Raw genomic sequence first — 20,695 nt, forward strand, 5'->3', positions numbered from 1 at the left:
CTGCTCCGTCCGGCCTCACGCCGGTCGGTCGTCCGGGTGCGGTCAGGCGCCGGCCACGCGGACTTCGGAGATCACCTGGCGCACCAGGGCGCGCAGGGCCTCGCGGTCGACGGTGGCCGGGTCGTCGGCCAGCCAGTCGCCGATCTCGCTGACGAACTGCTCCGGGGTCATCGGCGGCACGTCGAAGTCGAGGTCGTCGTCGCAGGTGACCTCGCCGGCGCGGCTCGGGTAGACGATCAGGGCGCCGCGGATCTCCAGCCACGGCAGGAGTTCGGCGAAGCGCTCCACGCCGTCGAGCAGTTGTGAGCCGCCACCGCGGAACGGGTGGCCGTTGCGCCAGAGTTCGCCGTCCTCGTCGCAGTAGTAGTGGCCTGGCAGCCACGACTTCGACTCGATCAGGACCAGGCGGCGGCCGCAGAGCAGGGCGTGGTCGATGTCGGTGAAGACCGAGCCCGGCCAGGCGAGGCCGTGGAAGATGCGCACGCCCGGTAGCTGCGTCATGTACTCCGTGAGCAGTCCGGCGGTCAGCCGTTCGCGTCTGTTTTCACCCGGACGGCCGAAAATCGTGTTGCCGTCGTACTCGCCGGCGAACGCCCGTTCGGCCCGCGCGACCGTCATGTAGCGGCGCACCAGTCGGAACGCCCCGTAACCGGCGCCCGCCACGAGTGGCAGCCAGACGGCCAGGAGCAGCGGTGACAGCGGCATCGCCAACGGGAGGAGCAGGACGAACCACCCACCGATCGCGGCCGCTGCGGGGGCGTGGCCGAGGCCGGTGGCGGGGACGTAGCGGACGCGCGCACCGAGGTCGATGCGGTGCCACCACTCCATCGAGCCGAGGTCGACGCGGGGGCGTGGCGCCGCGTAGTTCGGGTCGTCGCCGAAGTCCCGAAGACGGCCTGTGTGGCCTGTTCGTCGAGGTCGCGGGCGTGTCTGCGGGCGGACGACCGTGGGCGCCGGCCTGGCCGGGCGGTCGTAGTCGGCGCGCCGGACCGGGTCCTTCAGCGTCTCGTAGGCCTCCTGGAGCAGCCGGAAGCCGCCAGACGTCCCACCCGCGTCGGGGTGCATGACCTTGGCGAGAGAGCGGTAGGCCGACTTGATCTCCGAGGCACTGGCGCCCCGGTTGACACCGAGCAACTCGTAGTAGTCGATCCCGGGCACGACACCGTCCAGTTCGGGGTTGGTCCGTGAACCTTATTGGGTCCAACACTTTCGCAGGGCATACGGCCCGCAGTTCGCCGACTAGTGTGAAGGTCGCGGTGGCGAGGGGCCTGTAGCGCAGTGGTTGACGCGCCCTCCGAACGGAGGGAGAACGCCGGTTCGAATCCGGCCGGTCCCGCTCTCTCAGGGGATCTCTGTTCGCGGAGAGCGTGAACCGCGTCGATCGCCGTCACAGCGGGGACACCCCACACCCCGGGTCCTTTCTTCGCTCTCGCCGCATCTTCCCTCCTTGTACGGCCCGGCCGTGGGTCCGGTTCGACCATTGACGGCAGCGAGCCTCGCGGCACCCCCGGCGCAAGCCGCGCGACAGCAGGAGATCGGCGCGCGGGCGATCGCGAAACGCGTCGTCGGCTATTTCGTGCAATGGGGCGTCTACCAGCGCAATTACCACGTGAAGAACATCCGCTCGTCCGGCTCGGCGAGCAAGCTCACGCACATCAACTACGCGTTCGGCAACGTGAGCGGTGGCCGTTGCGTGCTCGGCGACACCTGTGCGGACTACGACAGGTTCTACGACGCGGCGTCCTCTGTGGACGGTACGCCGGACACGTGGGAGCAAGATGTTGCTGGGCCTCGGTTTCTACGGCCGCGGCTGGACCGGCGTCACCCAGGCGGCGCCCGGCGGCACGGCGACCGGCGCCGCGCCTGGCACATATGAGGCGGGCATCGAGGACTACAAGGTGCTCAAGACCGTTGTCCCGTCAACGGAACCGTCGCCGGCACCGCGTACGCCAAGTGCGGCAGCCAATGGTGGAGCTACGACACGCCGGCCACCGTGCCCGGCCACGGGGTTCACGAGATCAGCATCCGTAGCTCGGCACCTCCGCCGGTACGGCGCTCGCCGCCGCGAGAATGCTGGTGGCGCTGTCTCGCAGGATTGTCGCCGAAGCGTGAATCCCGAACTGACCTGCGTGGACGGGTGAGATGACGCAGGATGTCCGGGTGGACGCGCTCGAACACCTGCGCCGCCTCTGTCTCGCACTGCCAGAGGTGACGGAACGCCTCAGTCACGGCGAACCCACCTGGTTCGTCCGCGGCAAGAAGACCTTCGTGACCTCAGCCGACCACCACCACGACGACCGCAGCGCGTTCTGGTGCGCGGCGGGCCCTGGCGTCCAGGAAACCCTCGTCGCCCAAGCGCCGGAGAACTACTTCCGCCCGCCGTACGTCGGCCACCGCGGCTGGCTTGGCGTGTACCTGGACGTGCCGGTCGACTGGGACGTCGTCGCGGATCTAGTCGAGGACGCCTATCGGGTGATTGCCCCGAAGACGCTGGTCGCGCGGCTCGACGTTCGAGTTGCCGACCCGGCTGACCTGCCGCAGTCTTCCGCGCATGGCGACCTGTGACGTCTGTGGCAACGAGTACTGGATGGCCTTCGAGGTGCGCACCGTCGGCGGCGGCGTGCACACGTTCGACAGCTTCGAGTGCGCGATCCAACGGCTGGCGCCGCGCTGCGAGCACTGCGACTGCCGCGTGATCGGGCACGGCGTGGAGGTGGAGGGCAAGTTCTTCTGCTGCGCCCACTGCGCGCGGATGGGCTCCGCCGACCTCGGCGCGATGATCCGCGACACCGTCGGCGCCCACCCCGGCTAACACTGGTCGGCGTTGGTGCTTTCGGGGTAGTCGGGCGCGCTTGTAGCTCTGTGCGGCCCCGAATGAGTTTGGATGGGCTGATGCCCGTCGAAACCGCGCTGATCGCGCTCGGCACGGTCGCTGTGCGCACGGCGACCAAGCTCTGGCTCGGCGACAATAAGGTCCTCGCAGAGGTCGGCGGTGCCACCGTCGACCAGCTGTCGGCCAAGTTCACGAAAGAACGAGACAAGCGAAAGCTCACGCGCTTGTTGGACGGCTTCGCGGAAGCGGTGGTCGATCGGCTCGAGCCCATCATCGAGGCGGAGTTCTGCGGGCTGGAGGAGAACGAGCAGCTCGCGGCCATCGACGCGGTGCGGGACACGTTCGACGAAGCGGTGCTGGACACGGCAGACCTTTTCGCCGCGGACCTCGACGCAGGTCACCTGGACCGTTCGATCCGGCGCCGCACCGCGGATCGCACCAGGCTGCTTTCCGCTGACACAACCGCGTTGTACGACCTGCTGATGCGGGAGTGCTGCGGCTACGTGATCGAGATTTCGCGGGGTCTGCCGGCGTTCTCGACGAACGCCCTCACCGAACTCCTTCGGCGCGACCGCGAGATGCTCGACGGCATCCGCGCGGTGCTTGCGCGCCTGCCGCAGCGCGATCGCAGTGCTGGCTTCGACTACGACTACCGGCAACTCGTGGCGCGCAAACTGGATCGCGTCGAGCTGTTCGGTGTGACGCTCGCCGATGTGAGTCGCAGATACCCGTTGTCGGTCGCGTACATCAGCCTCACCGCCTCCACCGATGATGCCCCGACTTCGTTGCGTCGCATCGAGGAATTGCTCGCAGGCAGGCGACGCGTGTTCATCCGAGGAGATGCCGGGCTCGGCAAGACGACCCTGCTTCAATGGGTTGCGGTGCGCAGTGCGCTGGGCGACTTCCCGGAGGCGTTGGCGGACTGGAACGGCACGATCCCCTTCTTCGTGCCGCTCCGGAGGTACGCCAACCGGGACCTGCCGACGCCGGAACGATTCCTCGACGAGGTGGGTCGACACATCGCGGACGAGATGCCGCGTGGGTGGGTCCAGGACAAGCTGCGCGACGGCAACGCGGTCCTGTTGATCGATGGTGTGGACGAGCTCGTCGTGGAGCGGCGTGATGAGGCGCGAACGTGGCTGCGGGACCTGATCGGCGCGTTTCCGCGGAGCCGGGTGATCATCACGTCCCGGCCGGGTGGCGCTCCTCCGCAGTGGCTGGGTGACGAGCAGTTCGCTGTGATGGACCTGCAGCCGATGAGCAGGAGCGACGTGAGGCTGTTCGTCGCTCGTTGGCACGCGGCGATGCAGTTGGCCTGCGTTGACGACGAGTCCAGACAGAAGCTCCACGAATACGAAGAGGGACTGCTCGGACTGCTCGCCGGTCGCGCCCACCTGCGCAAGCTCGCTGGTTACCCGCTGCTGTGCGCGTTGCTGTGCGCCCTGCACCAAGATCGTCGAGCCACTCTGCCGTCCAACCGCATGGAACTGTACGACGTTGCCCTGCAGATGTTGCTGGAACGTCGCGACGTCGAACGCGGGATCAACGCGGTCGAGGGCCTGGGAAGAACCGAGAAGTTGTTGTTGCTGGCCGATCTGGCCTACTGGCTCATCCGCAACGGGTACACCGACGTCGACGTACCGAGGGCGCTTTACCGAATCGCGCAGCGAGTCCATCTGATGCCGCAGGTCAAAGCAGGGAACAAGGATCTCTATCGTTACCTTCTGGAACGGACCGGCCTGCTCCGCGAACCGGTCGACGGGCGCGTGGACTTCATCCACCGGACTTTCCAGGAGTATTTGGCCGCGCAGGACGCGATGAACATCGACGACGTGGGAACTGTCGTCCAGAACGCGCACCTGGATCAGTGGCACGAGGTCGTGGTGATGGCGGTGGGACACGCGTCGCAGCGGCAGCGTGAGGAACTGCTCCACGGTCTTCTGAAGCGCGGTGATCTTCAGCTGCTCGTGTTGGCCTCGCTGGAGACCGTGCCTGAACTGGATCCGTCGCTCCGACGTGAGATCGAGATGAAGACTTCGAGCCTGCTGCCACCGGCAATGGGGCAGGCGAAGGCGATCGCGTCTGCGGGTGAGTACGTCCTCGACCTCCTGGCTGGGTGTCAGCCTCAGACGATCGACCAGGTCAGGGCAACGATCAGAACGTTGGGACTCACCAGGCTCGACGAGGCCCTGCCGGTGCTGGCGACGTACGCATCGGATGCTCGTGACCAGGTCTTCGACGAACTCCTGAACTGCATGAACTTGTTCGACGAGCGTACGTTCGGTGAAGTCGTGCTCGCGACCTCGAAACGAACGAGCTGGTACGTGAATGACATCCGTACTCTGAGCGCTGCTAGATATCTGAAACTCAACCAGCTCGATCTCAAGTTCTTCGGCGATGACGTCGAGTTCGTGCACGGCTTCCGTGTTCTGCCTCAAGTGGCGAAATTGAGGCTTTACGGCTGGCCGGAGGAGCGTCTGGGAATGATCGGATCGAGGTTCCATCTCGCGGAACTCGCAATCCACAAATCGGATCTCGAGAACGTGCGGTCGCTCGGTTTCGCCGAGTCTGTTGTGGATCTGAGGTTCGAGAACTGCACGCTGCGCTCGTTCGAAGGGATCGAGAAGTGGCGCGGCTCGCTGCGGAGGGTTTCGGCGGTGGGGACAGGTCCGGGATTCCGGCAGATCCTGAACGAACTCAAGCGCGACAGGCCCGACCTGGTCGTCACGCCTTGACAGGCGTGACTTCCGCGTCGAATTGATCAGGTCAGCACGAGGTCCAGGCTGAGCGGCACGGGCGGCGGCAGCACGTCCGTGCCACTCCGGAACGACTCCAGCAGGTACGCGACCAGGCGCCGGGAGGCGGCCGTCGCGACCTCCACGGGCACGCCGGCAAGCCCGCCGTTGGCCATGAGCACCAGCGTCAGGTCGTGCGGCGAGAAGTCGGCACGGAGCTGCCCGCTGTCCTTCGCCCGCTGCACCAACGCCGCGAACTTCTCCCAGGTCCGCTCGCGTGCCCCGGCGTGCAGTTCGGGGAACGAGGCTGTGAGCGCGGCGGTGAACCCGCGGTCGGCCGCCTGCAGCAGGCACACCTTCTCGATCACCGTGCGGAGCCCGTGCCACGGGTCCGGGTCGCGCAACGCGTCGTCGATGACGCCCTGGCAGATCGTGAACTGCTCGGCGAAGGCCTCCAAGATCAGTGATTCCTTGGTCGGGAAGCGCCGGTACAGCGTGGCGACGCCGACTCCGGCACGGCGTGCGATCGCGGCCATCGGCACCTCCAGTCCGCGTTCGGCGAACAGTTCGCGGGCGACGGCCAGCACCCGCGCCCGGTTCTCGCGGGCATCGGTGCGCATCTGAGACGGTTCAGCGGTCACTTCTTCTCACTTCGCCTCAAGCGGACGGGGGTCTCCACTTAGCAGGCTACGTTGGAAGGCATGAGAGTTCAGGGACCGATGGTGCGCACGGTCAACAAGTGGATCGTCGGACTGCGTGACGCGCCGCTCGTCGGGAAGCTCGTGCGCAAAAGCCTCACGGTCGTGACCTACACGGGCAGGCGATCCGGCCGGACGATCAGCACACCCGTTGGCTACCAACGCAAAGGCGATGTCGTCGAGATCCGCGTGATGATGCCGGACGCGAAGGTGTGGTGGCGCAACTTCGAGGACGCGGGCGGTCCGTTGACGCTCGAACTCGATGGCGCCGACCGGACCGGACATGCGACATCGCACCGTGACGACAAGGGTCGTGTCACGGTGCGAGTGCAGCTGTAAAGCCTTACGCGGCAAGGCGACGACGCTCCAGGAACGCCGCCAGCAGGTAGGCGCCGCCGCCCAGCACGGCCAGCGTGCCGAAGAAACCGGCTCCCGGGATGAACAGCGTCGCGGCGGCGACCAGCATGAGCCAGGTGCCCAGGTTGTAGTGCAGGGCGTTGCCGCGGATGGCTCCCTCGGCGATGTAGATCAGGCCGACGACGATGGTCGAGCCGGCGGGCCAGAGCACGCCCTGGAGCTCTGGCTTGTCGAACACCGTGCTCACGCCCGTGACCGCTAACGCCAGCGCGGTGAACCCGGTGAGCCAGGCCATCCCGACGAGCTTCTCGGCTCGTCGCCGCGCTTCGGAAGCCGCTCGCTGGGCACGCAGCGACGCGGTCATGGCGAAGACCGTGCCGGCGAGCAGGCCCGTGGCGAGCAGCCCGATGGGCAGCCACGAGGGCATCAGGACCGCGCCGGACTTCGAGAGCAGCGCGGCGCCGTGACCGAAGACGTAGGCGAACGCGAAACCCAGGTAGGCGGCGCGGTTGTCGACCTCGGTGGACGCGACGGTGGTGACGCGAAGTGCGGTGGCGTTCATGGTGGGGACTCCCGGAAGGTCGGATCAGACGAGTGAACTGATCAGGCGCGGTGCGATGACGAGGAACTGGGACGAGCGGCGGATCGAGGCGCGCTGGTCGGCGAGGCCGTGCAGGCCCAGCCAGAACGTCATGGCGCGGTCGGAGTCGGCGAGGACTCGGGTGAACAGCCGCAGCGCCTGCTCGGAGAGGTCGGCCGCACCGAACATCACGCGGTAGCGGCGGGGGTGCAGGACGGCGAAGTCCAGGTAGGCGAGGCCTGCCGCGTAGGCGTCGGGTGCGGCGAGAACGACGGCTTCCAGTTCGCGGAAGGCCTCGTGGCACACGGCCAGCAAGATCGCCGGCACGTCGGGGAACTGCTGGTAGATCGCGGAGGTGGGGACGTCCGCCTCACGGGACACCGCCCGCAGCGTCACGGCGTCGTCCCGGTCGATCAGGACGGTCGCCGCCGCCACGATCAACTGGCGGCAGCCCTGCCTGCTCACGGCTCCGGGACGATGACGACCTTGCCCAGCACCGTGCGCGACTCGGCCAGCGCCAGCGCGGAGGCCGCCTCCGACAACGGGATGCGCGCGGCGATCTGCGGCGTCAGCACGCCCGTCTCGACCAGGCCGAGCACCTGCGTGAGGTCCTCGCGGAGGCGAGCGCGGAACGCGGTGAGGCCGAAGCGCTTGCCCGCCCAGAAGTTGTAGAAGCCCGCGCGCTTGCCGTTGGGCAGCACGTTCCACACCATCAGCTGCCCGAAGAGCTTGAGCACCGCCATCGTGCCGCTGCCCGGCTCGTCCTTCGTCGCGGCCGAGCCGTAGTTGACCAGCGCGCCACCGCGGCGCAGCAGCCGCCAGGAGTCGTGCAGCGCGGGGCCGCCGACGTGGTCGAACACCGCGTCGACGCCGTCCGGCGCGATCTCGCGGATCCGGTCGTACATGTTCGGGTCGCGGTAGTCGACGGGGATCGCGCCGAGCTCGCGGACCGCGTCGTGGTGGCGGGCGGAGGCCGTGCCGATCACCTTGATGCCGGCGTGGCGGGCGAGCTGCACCAGCGTCGAGCCGACGCCGCCGTTCGCGCCCAGCACGACGATCGTGTCGCCGCGCTTGACCTTCGCCGTGCGGTACATCATCTGCCAGGCCGTGACGCCGTTGACCACGACGGTCTCGGCGGCGGCCGCGTCCACGCCGTCCGGCACCGGCACCAGGTCGGCTGCCTCGACGATCAGGTGGCTCGCCCACCCGCCGACCTTCGTGACCACGGCGAACCGGTGTCCTCGCAGGTCGCGGTCGACGCCGGGACCTGCGGCGACGACCGTGCCGACCACGTCGTAACCGGGCACGAACGGGAACGCGGGCTGGTTGTAGTACTTGCCCAGGCGCATCTGCTGCTCGGCGAACGAGACGCCCGTGGCGTTCATCCGCAGGACGACCTGACCCTGGCCCGGCGCGGGCAGGTCGCGAACCCGGACGTGCAGGCCGTCCGGCTCGACCACACCGGGCAGAACGATCTCGGTGGCGCGGGTGGTGGCGGTCGTGGCGTTCATCGTGGCTCCTCGGTCTCGGCTGTGCTTACGGATATAAGCTAACGCCCGTAAGTCTAAGAGCGCAAGGCCTAACACCCATAAACTTTCAGGTGTATGGTTACGGCCGTGACGAACACTGAACCGCGTAGGCGCAACCGCAGGGGCGAGGGCGGGAAGCTGCGCGAAGAGATCATCACCGCGGCACTCGCGCTGCTGGACGAAGGCGGCGACGAACGCGCGGTCACGCTGCGCTCGGTCGCCCGCAAGGCGGGGATCGCGGCACCGTCGATCTACCCGCACTTCGCGGACCAGCCGTCGATCATGCTGGCCGTGGTGCAGCAGGAGATGGACGCGCTCGCCGCCACCCTGCGCGAGGCCGACGACAAGGCGGACCGGGACGGGCGCTCGCGGCTCTTCGCGGTGTGCAACGCCTACCTGGACTTCGCGCAGGTGCACCCGCAGCGCTACCGGATCATGTTCGGCGGCATGTGGACGCCGTCGGTCGAGGACACCTCGATCACCGATGCCGATCTCGACTCACTGGGTGTGGAGGCGTTCACGCTGCTCGTCGGCGTGCTCGGCGCGTGCGTCGAGGAGGGGATCGCGCACGCCAGCGACGATCTCTTCGGCGACGCGGTGGCGTTGTGGCTGGGACTGCACGGCCTCGCCCACCAGCGGGCCGTGGTGCGCAAGATGCCCGGACCGGCCGACGTCGGGGACCGGCTGATCAAGGCACTCGCGCACCTCAAGTAGGTCAGGGGGCCTCGAACAGCGTCGACACCGACTCGCCGACGTTGATCCGCCGCATCGCCTCGGCCATCGCCGGCGCGATCGACAACACCTTCAGCTTCGGCACGGACTTCTCCGCCGGGATCGGCACGGTGTTCGTGGCGACGATCTCCAGCACGTCCTCGAACGCCTGCAGCCGGTCCAAAGCACCGGCGGAGAACAGCCCGTGCGTGCAGGCCACCCGGATCGGCCCGGCGCCGCGTTCCCGCAGCTTGTCGATCAGCTCGACCACGGTCGAGCCCTTGGCGATCTCGTCGTCGAGCACGATCACGTCGCGTCCGGCCACTTCGCCGATCACGGTCTGGATCTGCACCTTGTCGTCGGCGAAGCGCTGCTTGGCGCCCGCGGCGACCGGCAGGCCCAGGATCCGGGCGAAGTGCGCGGCCTCCTTGGCGTTGCCGAGGTCCGGCGACACCACGACGGTGTTCGACAGGTCGTACTGGGAGAAGTGCGCGGCCAGTTCGCGCAGCGCGTGCAGGTGGTCGACGGGCACCGAGAAGAACCCGTGCACCTGCGGTGAGTGCAACGTCATCGCCAGCACCCTGGACGCGCCCGCGGCGACCATCAGATCGGCGACCAGGCGGCCGCCGATCGAGATCCTGGGCGCGTCCTTCTTGTCCGAACGTGCGTAGGCGTAGTGCGGCAGAACGACGGTCGTGCGCGCGGCTGAGGCGCCACGGGCAGCGTCCAGCATCAGCAGGAGTTCGACGAGGTGTTCCTGCACCGGAGGCACCAGCGGCTGGATCAGGAACACGTCCCGCTCCCGGCAGTTCGCCTGCAACTGCACTTCCAGGCAGTCGTTGGCGAACCGCGTCAGGCGGCTGGGGGAGAGCTCGACACCGAGATGGCCACAGATCTCCGCGGCGAGTGAGGGATGGGCAGAACCACTGAAGACAGCGATGTCACGCACACCCCGAAACCTAGTCGATGACCAGCACCAACTTGCCGTCCTGGAAGAACGGCGTCAGGTTGCCGCGCGTGTCGACGGTGTGGGTTCCGCGCGGTAAAACGACCTCTATGGCCGTGAACGCGAGGATGTCCGACACGCCATGACGGCCGCGCAACGACCGTTGGCCTTGGTACCGCAGAGCGCGCCCCTCGCGGCGGTATTGATGGGCCTCAGCAGCAGTGGAGGCGCCTACTCGAAGCGCCTCCGGGCCTACCTGACGTGCTGAGGACGCACCGCGTACGGAGACGCCGAAACCCTGCGCGACCAGTGAGTTCACCACTGCGTCAGACGGGGGTACTGGCAGGAGGAAGGACATCGCGAAGTGGCTGTCGACCTCGTGCACCACGACCGTTCGGGCCGTGGTCAGCACGGTGTCGTGCAGCTCCAACGCGATCTTCTCCGCTTCCCAGCGGTTTTCATAGCCGGCGTCGATGCCGACGAAGGTGCTGGTCACCTGACCTCCACGAAGATCGGGTTGGTGTAGCACCACAGGTCCTCCCACGGGTTCGCGGCTCCGGGTGTGTCCGCCTGCGGTTCGAACGCGCCGCGGTTGCCGTCGGTTCCGCGCATTCGGAGGTAAAAAGGCTCCCGGACGTTGCGGAACGTGTGCGTGAAGACCGCATAGTGCCAGCGCGGCTCGTAGGATCGCTCGACCTTCACATGTGGCGTGGCCAACGTTTCAGATGATGATCGTCCGGTTACCGCGCCCTTGATGAGGTCCAAACGGCGCAATCGTGGCACGAAACCGGCGCTGTTGGGGCGAGTTGCCAGACGTGCCTTGACCAGCACGCTCACGTCGGAGCCGCGCCGCACGCGCAGACGGCCGCCCATCGTCTCGGTTCCGCCGGATGCGTAAACGTGGAATTGAAGATCATCGACCAGCCCGCCGTGCGAAACCCACGCTCGACCCGCCCTCAGGCCCTCCATCACGGCGCCGCGCGTCCGCCGGGTGGCGCCGACGACGGTCCGGGAGAACTCGCCGGGGAAGAAGTCGACGTAGGGCGGCAGCACCTGGGGCACGCCGCCCTCGATCGCGTCGAGGTGCTTGCCGGTCAGGTCGAACTGGTCGCCGGGCTCCGGCACGCGGACGATCGTGTCGCGCGAGTTGAAGTGCGAGTCGGAGTTCGACGTGATCCACCAGCCGAGGCCCTCGGCGAGCAGCGAGTCCCAGACGCCGCCGAGCTTCGCCGTCATCCAGTCGAAGCCGCCGTAGGTCTTGTAGGCCTCGGCGGGGTAGGGCGCGTAGGAGTTCGAGCCGGGGCTGTTCGCGTACCCGCCGCGGTGGCCGCCCGGACCGCGCAACGGGTCGCCGTCGCCCTGCGCTCCGGGCGCGCCCTCCATGCCGACAACGATATCGGGGGCGAGATCGCGCAGGGCGCGGAGTTCGTGGGGCGACACCCGGCCGTTGCGCATCGGGTGGTTCACGAACACCAGCGCGGACTTCATCGTGCCGTTGCGGATCTTGGTCTGCAGGAACCGGATCGCGTCGAGCGCCTTCTTCTCGTTCGCCGGGGTCGAGGCCTCGGCGCCGTTCAGCCGCCAGTCGAACTGCCGCTCAAAGTCGCGCAGCACCCCGGCCTCGTCCCGGCAGTCCTCGAAGAACAGCGTCGCGTGCTCGGCGCCGGGGACGTTCCACTCCATCCCGTGCCACAGCAGCAGTTGCGGGAACTTCCGCCTGGCGCGCTGAAGATCCGCCGCCGTCGCCTCGACGGAATGCGCCTCGTGCGACGCGTGGCCGTGGTCGGTGATCACGAGCCAGTCCGTGCCGTGCCGCAACGCGCCGCGGATCTGCTGCTCGACGCTGTACATGCCGTCGTACGAGTACTGCGTGTGCGCGTGGTGATCGCCGGAAAGCCACTGGTAGCGCGACGTCGCCGAAGCGCTCCCGGTGCCCAGCGCTCCCGCCACACCGAGCACGCCGGCTCCCTGCAGGAAGCGTCTGCGGGCTACTTCGGACATGGCTGAACCTCCACGCGACGGGCCGGGGTGCGTGGAGGCTAGAGCGAATGGGTGAGCCGCAGATGGACGCTGAGTGAACTAGATCGGAAGCAGGTCCACCCAGTCCAGGAACGGCAGTGCGCCCGTCCCCTGCAACGCCGCGAGTCCCAGCCAGATCGACAGGATCGTCACGATCGGCCCGACGATCGCCATCTCGACGACGCCACCGGTCTTCATCCGCATGATCTTCGGCGGCGCGACCGGGAACCACGTCTTGCCCATGATCGGGATCGGCCACAGGATCGGGCAGCCCTGCTCGGTGATCGCGTCACCGATGTAGTGCGCGAAACACCCGATGCCGACCGCGATCCCGCACGCCGCCGCGGACGCGTCCGTCTGCGAGGTCCAGGCGATCATCGCCCACGTGATCCCCGCCGACACCACGGTGATCAGCAACGCGTCCTGCTTGGGGCACCAGTCGTTCATGATGCCGCGCACCGCCAGCCCGGCGAACACGAACATCAGCACGGGCAGCGCCCACTTCTGGCTGTTCTGGATGACCGCGGCGGTGAAGACGGCGGCGAACAACGCGAAGACGAGCGTGTGCGTGAGACCGCGATGTCCGCCGTCTCGCTTGGAATCTCTCTTCAGCCGCGTCGTCCGATAAACGAAGCTGCTCAACGCGTTGATGCCCGCGGACAGCCCGCTGCTCAACGCTCCGAACGTGCGCGAGATGGTCGATCCGGGGTGGTCCAGGTCGGGCAGAAGTGCCGCGCCAGTGGCGAGAACCGCGCCCACGGCCCAGCTCTGCGGCGAAAGCTGGCCGATCGGGTGAGTTGACGCGATCGCGGTGACGGCGCTCCAGGCGAGCAGCCCGCTCATCGCATGTGTTGGCCCAGTTGACACTTACGCCCTTTCCGGTGATCACCCGACAGTGCTGACAGTAGTCGTTGCTTGAACGCCGCCGGAGCGGAACTCGTTGATCGGCGAAGAAGATCGACTCCTGCCTGGTGGGGCCCTCTCTCGTGGTGACCAGTGCGCGAGAGGACTACGGTTCACACCAATGGCGCAGTGCTGGGCGCCAGTCGAATCGATGTAACCAGGGTCGCAGGCACAGGACGGCGGTTTACCAGTACGCTTGTCCTGCTTGCATCGTCGCGAGAGGAGCGCCCAGGATTATGGGCAAGATCAAGGTTCAGGGCACCGTCGTCGAACTCGACGGCGACGAGATGACCCGGATCATCTGGCAGTTCATCAAGGACAAGCTGATCCACCCGTACCTGGACGTCACTCTGGAGTACTACGACCTGGGCATCGAGCACCGGGACGCCACCGACGACCAGGTCACGATCGACGCCGCGAACGCCATCAAGAAGCACGGCGTCGGCGTCAAGTGCGCCACGATCACGCCGGACGAGGCGCGCGTCGAGGAGTTCGGCCTCAAGAAGATGTGGGTCTCGCCCAACGGCACGATCCGCAACATCCTCGGCGGTGTCGTCTTCCGCGAGCCGATCATCATCTCGAACGTCCCGCGGCTGGTCCCCGGCTGGACGAAGCCGATCATCATCGGCCGTCACGCCCACGGTGACCAGTACAAGGCCACCAACTTCAAGGTGCCCGGCGCCGGCAAGCTCACGATCACGTTCCAGCCGGAGGACGGCTCGGACCCGATCGAGCACGTCGTCACCGAGTTCCCGGCGGAGGGCGGTGTGGCGATGGGCATGTACAACTACAACAAGTCCATCGAGGACTTCGCCCGCGCCTCGTTCTCCTACGGCCTGCAGCGGGGCTACCCCGTCTACATGTCGACGAAGAACACGATCCTGAAGGCCTACGACGGCGCCTTCAAGGACATCTTCGAGCGCGTGTTCAACGAGGAGTTCAAGGCGGAGTTCGACGCCAAGGGCCTCACCTACGAGCACCGCCTCATCGACGACATGGTCGCCGCTGCCATGAAGTGGGAGGGCGGCTACGTCTGGGCGTGCAAGAACTACGACGGTGACGTCCAGTCCGACACGGTCGCGCAGGGCTTCGGCTCGCTCGGCCTCATGACGTCGGTCCTGATGACGCCGGACGGCAAGACGGTCGAGGCCGAGGCCGCGCACGGCACCGTGACGCGTCACTTCCGCCAGCACCAGGCCGGCAAGCCGACCTCCACGAACCCCATCGCGTCGATCTACGCGTGGACCCGTGGCCTCATGCACCGCGGCAAGCTGGACAACACCCCCGAGGTGATCCGCTTCGCCGAGGCGCTCGAGGAGGTCGTGATCGAGACCGTCGAGGCCGGTCAGATGACCAAGGACCTCGCGCTGCTGATCAGCAAGGAGCAGCCGTGGCTGACGACCGAGGACTTCCTCGGCGCGCTCGACGAGAACCTCAAGAAGAAGATGGCGTCGTTCTGACGGTCGCCTGATTCGAGTACGTGAGAAGGCCACCCCGGTCACACCGGGGTGGCCTTTCGCTTTGTGCGTCACCCGGTCGGTTCCTCTTGCGGGTGGTTGCCGCGCCGAGCCGTCCACACAGGCCCTCCAGCCGCTATATCTGCTGTTCCAGGGCTTGTTGTGTGCGGAGGCGTCGCGATGCTGGGTGTTCCGGTTCGAGGAATGATCGTCATTGGTGTGCTCGGGGTCGCCGGCGTCATGTACGCGGTGGGCGGCGGCAAACCGATGGGCAGTGACAAGGGGTCGGAGATCTGCAAGATCACGGTGACCGCGGACATCCTCAACGTTCGGTCAGGGCCCGGTGACATGCAGCCGATCGTCTCGACCATGCCGCGCGACGCGGTGACCGACGCGCAGGGCCGCGTCGAGAACGGCTACCGGATGCTGAGCGATCGGCGCTGGGTGAGCCAGTCGTTCGTCGCGCTGACCAGCGACTCGACCTGCAGGTAACTCCGGCCGGGCGTTCGTTTCCCGCTGCTCTGGCAAACTTGCGGGCATGCTGCGGAACATGTTTCGGTGGGGCAGAGCCAAGGGCGTCACGCAGTGCTCCTGCGACCCCGAGTGGCAGGGCCTCTACACCGAGATCGACGGTCAGCGTCAGCTGGCCCTGCCCCGCGACGAGATGGCCACCCTCGTCGGCTACCTCGACCTGACCGCGCACTGCGCCGGCTGCGGTGCCGAGTACCCGAAGCCCTGGGGTCTGGCCTCCCAGTAGGCTCCTTCGTCGTGCTCACGGTCTCCACGGTCAACGTCAACGGTCTGCGCGCCGCCGCGAAGAAGGGCTACCTCTCGTGGCTCGCTTCGACTTCCGCGGATGTGGTGTGCCTGCAGGAAGTCCGCGCCGAACCCGACGAGTTGGCTGCCGACGTCCACTCACCTGAGGGCTGGTTCGGCGTGTACGCCCCGTCCTCCTTGAAGGGCCGCGCAGGCGTAGGCATTCTCTCGCGCGTAGAGCCCACCTCGGTCCGTGTCGGCTTCGGCACCGCCGAGTTCGAGGCGAGCGGCCGCTACGTGGAGATCGAACTGCCCGGCGTCGTCGTCGCGTCGCTCTACTTGCCGTCCGGCGACGTCGGCACCGAGAAGCAGGACGAGAAGGACCGCTTCATGGCGGCCTTCCTGCCGTACCTCGTGTCGCTGCGAGAGAAGGCGGCCGTATCGGGCCGTGAGGTGCTCGTCTGCGGTGACTGGAACATCGCGCACCAGCAGGCCGATCTGAAGAACTGGAAGACGAACCAGAAGGAGTCCGGCTTCCTGCCGTACGAGCGGGAGTGGCTGACGTCCGTGTTCGCGTCCGGGTACAACGACGTGATGCGCGCGCTGCACCCCGATGCCGTTGGGCCGTACTCGTGGTGGTCGTACCGCGGCAAGGCCTTCGACAACGACTCCGGGTGGAGGATCGACTACCAGGTCGCCACCGATGGGCTGGCGGCTCGGGCTCAGACCGCGGTGGTGGAGCGGGCGGCAACGTATGCCGAGCGCTGGTCGGACCACGCCCCGGTCACCGTCGTCTACTCCGACTGACTCAGCCCGACCAGCCTTTATCGCTCTTGTCGCCCACCTGACGGCTCGATTCAACCCGCCCGTTCCCCGAATATGAACACGATTCACCATCGATGAATCGGGGCGGCTCATGACAGGCTTCAACCGGCGTTCGTTCCTCTTGGCGATGGGTGTGGGCGCCGCAGGCGTGCCGCTTCTGGACCGCCAAGCGTTTGCGTCCACGGCGGGCACCACGCTCGACGTCACTGCCGCGCCGATCGGCGCCAGCGGCTACCGCAGGCTCGCGGCGGGGCCGGGCTGGCCGACGGTCGTGCGCGGCGACCTGATCCAGGCCAAGCCCAACCGGGAAGCCAGGCGCCGAGCGCTCACCAGCTTCGTGCAGTTCAGCGACATGCACATCTGTGACGCCCAGAGCCCGCTCCGGTTCGAGTACCTGCACCCGATCATGGGCTCCAGCGCTCACCGGCCGCAGGAAGCGCTCACCACGCAGGGCTCGACGTCGCTCGTTCGCCGCGTCAACGCCGTCAAGAACGGTCCGCTGACCGGCAGGCCGTTCGACTTCCTCATGACGACGGGCGACAACACCGACAACCACGAGAACATCGAGCTCGACTGGTTCCTCACGGTCCTCAACGGCGGCCGCATCACGCCGAACACCGGCGACACCCGCTACGAAGGCGTGCAGAACGCGGGCATCAGCACGTTCTGGCAGCCGGACCTCAGCGGCGGCGACGATTACAAGGCACAGGGTTTCCCGCAGCTCAACGGGTTGCTCGATGCGGCGGTCCGGGAGTTCACCAGCCCCGGCCTGACCATCCCCTGGTACTCCACGATCGGCAACCACGACGACAGCGTGGTCGGCGCGCTGCCGGACGGGCTGCTCGACAGCTGGTACACCGGCCGCAAGAAGATCGTCGGGTTCGGCGACCCCGTGCAGAACGCCAAGGTCGCGCAGGCGTTCAACGATCCCAAGGCGATCCCGGAAGCGATGGCCATCCTCGCGAGTGGCGGCGTCGTCCGGACTGTGACGCCGGACAGCCGACGAAGGCTGTTCAGCACTGGTGAGTTCGTGCGCAAGCATCTGCCGTCGGGCGGGCACGGCTACACGGAGGCCAACGCGGACGGCGTGGACGTCTTCTACACGTTCCGGATGGCGCCCGGTGTCACGGGCATCAGCATGGACACCACGAACCTCGCAGGGTTCTCCACGGGCTCGATAGGGCTGCATCAGCTGAACTGGATCGAGAAGACCCTCAGGCGCAACAGCTCGCTCTACTACGACTGGCTGGGCTTGCCGCAACGGCAGAACGTCACCGACGAGCTGTTCGTGCTCTTCAGTCACCACACGAGCACGACGATGGGCAACGTTCTGCCGGACAAGCGCCGGCCGCTCGACCCGCGGATGAACGGCGACGCGCTCGTGAATCTCCTGCACCGCTTTCCGAACGTGCTGGCGTGGGTCAACGGCCACACGCACCGCAACGTGATCACCCCGCACCGGCACGCCACGCCGAGCAGGAGCTTCTGGGAGATCAACACCGCCGCGCACGTCGACTACCCGCAGCACGCCCGCGTGATCGAGGTCGCGGACAACGGTGACGGCACGTTGTCGCTGTTCACGACGTTGCTCGAAGCGGACGCGCCCTACCAGGTCGACTACGACGACCGCAGCGACACCGGGCTCGCCAGCCTGTGCCGGGAGATCACCTACAACGACATCCACTCGCGGACGAACCCGCTGGGCACGCCGCTCGACCGGAACACGGAACTGCTCGTCGCCGTCCACTGAGTGGGATGTCCCACAGCCAGTCACACCTGATCAGGAATTTCGGCGGCCTAAGGTCGTTGACGTGGCAGTGGACATCTCGCTAACCCCACCGCAGTCCCGTCCGAGTGCTGCGGCCATGCGGCGTGCTCTGCGCCGGGCCGCCGACGGTGCGGTGCTCGACGCGACAGAGGCCTCCGTGTTGCTCCACGCGCGTGAGGACGACCTGGACGCGTTGCTGACAGCGGCGGGCAAGGTGCGGGACGCGCACCTGCTCGCCGAGGGGCGGGCAGGGATCGTCACGTACAGCCGGTCGGTGTTCATCCCGCTGACCAGGCTGTGCCGCGACCGGTGTCACTACTGCACCTTCGCGACCGTGCCGCACAAGGTGCCCGCGGCGTTCCTCGAACGCGACGAGGTGCTGGCGATCGCACGGGCCGGGGCAGCCCAGGGCTGCAAGGAAGCCCTCTTCACGCTCGGCGACCGGCCGGAGGACCGCTGGCCCGCCGCGAAGGAGTGGCTGGAGGCACGCGGCTTCGAGTCCACTTTGGACTACGTGCGGGCCAGTGCCATCGCGGTGCTGGAGGAGACCGGGCTGCTGCCGCACCTCAACCCCGGCGTGCTGAGCTGGGAGGAACTGACGCGGCTGCGGCCCGTCGCGTCCAGCATGGGCATGATGCTGGAGACCACGGCCGAACGGCTGTGGAGCGAGAAGGGCGGCCCGCACTACGGCAGCCCCGACAAGGATCCAGCCGTCCGGCTGCGCGTCCTCACCGACGCCGGCCGCGTGAACGTCCCGTTCACCACCGGAATCCTGATCGGCATCGGCGAGACCATCGCCGAGCGCGCCGAGTCGCTGCTCGCGATGCGCCAGATCGCCAAGCAGTACGGGCACATCCAGGAAGTCATCATCCAGAACTTCCGCGCCAAGCCGGACACGGCGATGCGCGGCATGCCGGACGCCGACCTCACCGAGCTCGCGGCCACGATCGCCGTCGCACGCCTGGTGATGCCGTCGACCGTGAGCGTGCAGGCGCCGCCGAACCTGGTCGGTGGCGAGTTCGACCTGATGCTGCGCGCGGGTGTCGACGACTGGGGCGGCGTCTCGCCGATCACGCCGGACCACGTGAACCCCGAGAAGCCGTGGCCCCAGGTCGACCAGCTCGCGGAGATCACCGAGCAGGCCGGTTTCTCCTTGCAGGAACGGCTGAACGTCTATCCGCGCTTCGTCCGCGCGACGGTCGGGCAGTGGATCGACACCCGGCTCACCGCGCACGTTTCCGCGCTGGCACTGGAGAACGGCCTCGCGAACCCGGACGCCGAGGTCGTCGGCCGCGAGTGGCAGGAACCCGACGGCGGGACCGACACCTACGGACGCGCCGACCTCAACACCGCGATCGACACCGAAGGCCGCACGAACGACCGCCGCGGCGACTTCGACGAGGTCTACGGCGACTGGGATGAACTGAAGATTCCCGTTGCCCCGCACCGGCTTCCCGACGACGTCCAACGTGGACTGAAGATCGCCGAGAACGATCCGGCCGCGCTGCTCGACGACACCGAGGCCGCCATGGCTCTGCTGACGGCCGACGGTGAAGCGCTCGAAGTGATGACCCGCCTCGCCGACGACCTGCGGCGCGAGGTGGTCGGTGACGACGTCACGTACGTCGTCAACCGGAACATCAACTTCTCCAACGTCTGCTACGTCGGGTGCCGCTTCTGCGCCTTCGCCCAGCGCGAGCGCGACGCCGACGCGTTCCGGCTCTCCGCGGAGGAAGTCGCCGACCGCGCCCAGGAGGCGTGGAACGACGGTGCCACCGAGGTCTGCATGCAGGGCGGCATCGACCCCAAGCTGCCGGTGACCTACTACGCCGACGTCGTGCGCGCGATCAAGAAGCGTCTGCCCGAGATGCACGTCCACGCGTTCAGCCCCATGGAGATCGTGTCCGCCGCGGCGAAGGCCGGCGTGAGCGTGCGCGAGTGGCTCACCGAGCTGAAGGAAGCCGGCCTCGACACGATTCCCGGCACGGCGGCCGAGATCCTCGACGACGACGTGCGGTGGGTGCTCACCAAGGGCAAGCTGCCGACCGCGACCTGGCTCGACGTCGTCGGAACGGCCCATGAGCTGGGCATTCGTTCGTCCAGCACGATGATGTACGGGCACGTGGACCACCCCGGCCACTGGCTCACGCACTTCCGGGTGCTCGCGAAACTCCAGGACCGGACCGGCGGGCTCACCGAGTTCGTCGCGCTGCCGTTCGTGCACCGCAACGCCCCGATCTACCTGGCAGGAGTCGCCCGCCCCGGTCCCACCCGCCGCGACAACCGCGCCGTGCACGCGTTCGCACGGCTGGCGCTGCACGGGCGCGTGGACAACATCCAGTGCTCGTGGGTGAAGCTCGGTGACGAGGGCACCGCGGAGATCCTCAACGGCGGCGCGAACGACATCGGCGGCACGTTGATGGAGGAGACCATCAGCCGCATGGCCGGATCCGAACACGGCTCGGCGCGTACTGTGCGTGAGCTTGAATCGCTGGCTTCGCTCGCAGGGCGTAACGCCCGTCAGCGGACTACGACATATGGGCGAGTGCTATCTGATCACGAGTGACCGATAGTCTGA

21 protein-coding genes, 1 tRNA gene and 1 pseudogene are annotated in these 20,695 nt (G+C 67.5%); 14 read left to right on the forward strand and 9 right to left on the reverse strand.

Translation table 11 applies throughout. The annotated features are described in order from the left end of the window. Window positions 1-42: 42 nt before the first annotated feature. Complete coding sequence (locus OG205_RS36715; RefSeq protein ID WP_330272439.1) at window positions 43-1,158, reverse strand: J domain-containing protein; 1,116 nt, start codon at window positions 1,156-1,158, stop codon at window positions 43-45. A gap of 105 nt (window positions 1,159-1,263) precedes the next feature. Here OG205_RS36715 and OG205_RS36720 point away from each other — a divergent pair. The 6 genes and pseudogenes from OG205_RS36720 (at window position 1,264) to OG205_RS36745 (ending at window position 5,568) form a co-directional block, all read left to right on the forward strand. Beyond that, a tRNA-OTHER gene (locus OG205_RS36720) sits at window positions 1,264-1,336 on the forward strand. A 144-nt stretch (window positions 1,337-1,480) separates the two neighbouring features. Then, the gene (locus OG205_RS36725; RefSeq protein WP_442916876.1) at window positions 1,481-1,876 is read left to right on the forward strand and encodes a hypothetical protein; all 396 of its coding nucleotides are present in this window, start codon (window positions 1,481-1,483) and stop codon (window positions 1,874-1,876) included. Then, window positions 1,773-2,002: pseudogene (locus tag OG205_RS46850) on the forward strand (glycosyl hydrolase family 18 protein); the annotation flags it as partial. The gene OG205_RS36725 and the pseudogene OG205_RS46850, both read left to right, overlap by 104 nt. Before the next feature lie 140 nt (window positions 2,003-2,142). Then, a complete protein-coding gene (locus OG205_RS36730) occupies window positions 2,143-2,565 on the forward strand; it encodes an MmcQ/YjbR family DNA-binding protein (RefSeq protein WP_330272440.1) in 423 nt (140 codons plus the stop codon). Continuing rightward, window positions 2,552-2,812 carry a hypothetical protein gene (locus OG205_RS36735; protein ID WP_030478439.1) on the forward strand — a complete coding sequence of 87 codons (261 nt, stop codon included), beginning with the start codon at window positions 2,552-2,554 and terminating at the stop codon, window positions 2,810-2,812. Before OG205_RS36730 ends, OG205_RS36735 begins: the two co-directional genes overlap by 14 nt. An 80-nt stretch (window positions 2,813-2,892) precedes the next feature. Beyond that, complete coding sequence (locus OG205_RS36745) at window positions 2,893-5,568, forward strand: NACHT domain-containing protein (protein WP_442916852.1); 2,676 nt, start codon at window positions 2,893-2,895, stop codon at window positions 5,566-5,568. Between the two features lie 26 nt (window positions 5,569-5,594). Here OG205_RS36745 and OG205_RS36750 read toward each other — a convergent pair whose 3' ends face one another. Continuing rightward, window positions 5,595-6,209: a TetR/AcrR family transcriptional regulator gene (locus tag OG205_RS36750; RefSeq protein WP_330272443.1), complete on the reverse strand. Its 615-nt coding sequence runs from the start codon at window positions 6,207-6,209 to the stop codon at window positions 5,595-5,597. Window positions 6,210-6,269: 60 nt separating this feature from the next. Between OG205_RS36750 and OG205_RS36755 the strand changes: the two genes are divergently transcribed. Continuing rightward, a complete protein-coding gene (locus tag OG205_RS36755) occupies window positions 6,270-6,605 on the forward strand; it encodes a nitroreductase/quinone reductase family protein (RefSeq protein WP_330272444.1) in 336 nt (111 codons plus the stop codon). Between the two features lie 4 nt (window positions 6,606-6,609). On the opposite strand, the gene OG205_RS36760 is transcribed toward OG205_RS36755, so the two are convergent. The 3 genes from OG205_RS36760 to OG205_RS36770 are packed head-to-tail and all read right to left on the reverse strand — an operon-like array spanning window position 6,610 to window position 8,714. Next, complete coding sequence (locus OG205_RS36760) at window positions 6,610-7,185, reverse strand: ABC transporter permease (protein WP_330272445.1); 576 nt, start codon at window positions 7,183-7,185, stop codon at window positions 6,610-6,612. Window positions 7,186-7,209: 24 nt separating this feature from the next. Next, window positions 7,210-7,668: a TetR/AcrR family transcriptional regulator gene (locus OG205_RS36765; protein WP_330272446.1), complete on the reverse strand. Its 459-nt coding sequence runs from the start codon at window positions 7,666-7,668 to the stop codon at window positions 7,210-7,212. After that, the gene (locus tag OG205_RS36770) at window positions 7,665-8,714 is read right to left on the reverse strand and encodes a medium chain dehydrogenase/reductase family protein (protein WP_330272447.1); all 1,050 of its coding nucleotides are present in this window, start codon (window positions 8,712-8,714) and stop codon (window positions 7,665-7,667) included. The genes OG205_RS36765 and OG205_RS36770 overlap by 4 nt, the downstream gene beginning before the upstream one ends. A 105-nt stretch (window positions 8,715-8,819) precedes the next feature. Here OG205_RS36770 and OG205_RS36775 point away from each other — a divergent pair, with 105 nt between their 5' ends. After that, complete coding sequence (locus OG205_RS36775; protein WP_330272448.1) at window positions 8,820-9,446, forward strand: TetR/AcrR family transcriptional regulator; 627 nt, start codon at window positions 8,820-8,822, stop codon at window positions 9,444-9,446. 1 nt (window position 9,447) lies between these two features. Here OG205_RS36775 and OG205_RS36780 read toward each other — a convergent pair whose 3' ends face one another. The 4 genes from OG205_RS36780 to OG205_RS36795 all read right to left on the reverse strand — a co-directional run bounded on the left by OG205_RS36780 (window position 9,448) and on the right by OG205_RS36795 (window position 13,275). Continuing rightward, complete coding sequence (locus tag OG205_RS36780) at window positions 9,448-10,392, reverse strand: ribose-phosphate diphosphokinase (RefSeq protein ID WP_319975030.1); 945 nt, start codon at window positions 10,390-10,392, stop codon at window positions 9,448-9,450. 10 nt (window positions 10,393-10,402) lie between these two features. Beyond that, window positions 10,403-10,885 (reverse strand): hypothetical protein, encoded by a 483-nt coding sequence (locus OG205_RS36785; RefSeq protein WP_330272449.1) that lies wholly within the window; start codon window positions 10,883-10,885, stop codon window positions 10,403-10,405. Beyond that, entirely contained in the window at window positions 10,882-12,390 is a 1,509-nt protein-coding gene (locus tag OG205_RS36790) for a PHP domain-containing protein (RefSeq protein ID WP_330272450.1), read from the reverse strand. Before OG205_RS36790 ends, OG205_RS36785 begins: the two co-directional genes overlap by 4 nt. Window positions 12,391-12,468: 78 nt before the next feature. Next, window positions 12,469-13,275 (reverse strand): metal-dependent hydrolase, encoded by an 807-nt coding sequence (locus OG205_RS36795; protein ID WP_330272451.1) that lies wholly within the window; start codon window positions 13,273-13,275, stop codon window positions 12,469-12,471. Between the two features lie 272 nt (window positions 13,276-13,547). On the opposite strand from OG205_RS36795, the gene OG205_RS36800 reads away from it, so the two are divergent. The 6 genes from OG205_RS36800 to OG205_RS36825 all read left to right on the forward strand — a co-directional run bounded on the left by OG205_RS36800 (window position 13,548) and on the right by OG205_RS36825 (window position 20,683). After that, window positions 13,548-14,771, forward strand: coding sequence for an NADP-dependent isocitrate dehydrogenase (locus OG205_RS36800; RefSeq protein WP_330272452.1), 1,224 nt, complete (start codon window positions 13,548-13,550; stop codon window positions 14,769-14,771). Window positions 14,772-14,972: 201 nt separating this feature from the next. After that, window positions 14,973-15,260 (forward strand): SH3 domain-containing protein, encoded by a 288-nt coding sequence (locus OG205_RS36805; protein WP_330272453.1) that lies wholly within the window; start codon window positions 14,973-14,975, stop codon window positions 15,258-15,260. A gap of 46 nt (window positions 15,261-15,306) precedes the next feature. Beyond that, a complete protein-coding gene (locus tag OG205_RS36810) occupies window positions 15,307-15,525 on the forward strand; it encodes a hypothetical protein (RefSeq protein WP_319975036.1) in 219 nt (72 codons plus the stop codon). Window positions 15,526-15,536: 11 nt separating this feature from the next. Next, window positions 15,537-16,331 carry an exodeoxyribonuclease III gene (locus OG205_RS36815; RefSeq protein WP_330272454.1) on the forward strand — a complete coding sequence of 265 codons (795 nt, stop codon included), beginning with the start codon at window positions 15,537-15,539 and terminating at the stop codon, window positions 16,329-16,331. A 109-nt stretch (window positions 16,332-16,440) separates the two neighbouring features. Next, the gene (locus tag OG205_RS36820; protein WP_330272455.1) at window positions 16,441-18,099 is read left to right on the forward strand and encodes a TIGR03767 family metallophosphoesterase; all 1,659 of its coding nucleotides are present in this window, start codon (window positions 16,441-16,443) and stop codon (window positions 18,097-18,099) included. A 61-nt stretch (window positions 18,100-18,160) separates the two neighbouring features. Continuing rightward, window positions 18,161-20,683 (forward strand): bifunctional FO biosynthesis protein CofGH, encoded by a 2,523-nt coding sequence (locus OG205_RS36825; protein ID WP_330272456.1) that lies wholly within the window; start codon window positions 18,161-18,163, stop codon window positions 20,681-20,683. The last annotated feature ends 12 nt before the right edge of the window (window positions 20,684-20,695 follow it).

Origin of the sequence: Lentzea sp. NBC_00516, assembly GCF_036346835.1 — a bacterium.
GTDB lineage: Bacteria > Actinomycetota > Actinomycetes > Mycobacteriales > Pseudonocardiaceae > Lentzea > Lentzea sokolovensis.